General features: G+C 66.3%; 1 protein-coding gene. It reads left to right on the forward strand.

Going from position 1 to position 249, the window contains the following annotated elements:
- Positions 1–240: VOC family protein (locus tag KVT38_RS33960; protein WP_217598111.1), on the forward strand; the 240-nt coding region annotated here is incomplete at its 5' end.
- Positions 241–249: the final 9 nt, after the last annotated feature.

A 249-nucleotide genomic window follows, 5' to 3' on the forward strand; every position in this document is an offset into this window, starting at 1 on the left:
GTGCTGCCGCTGGCCGGCGCGGACATTGTCCTTGATGCGATGCCGAAGTGGGGCGGCAGCGGGCCCGGTGGCGCGGCGCCGATCGATACGCCCGTGGGGATGCTGCCGACGCCGGATCTCGGGGCTTCGCTCGCTTTCGTCGATTCGCTCGGCGCGGAGAGAGTCACGGACATCGTGGGCGGCCATTGGTTTGTGTTCAAAGACCCGGACGGCAACCAGCTGATGATCTGCAGGGTATGAGCAGACTGA

It is taken from the genome of Cohnella sp. GbtcB17, from assembly GCF_019091135.1.
Lineage (GTDB): Bacteria > Bacillota > Bacilli > Paenibacillales > Paenibacillaceae > Cohnella.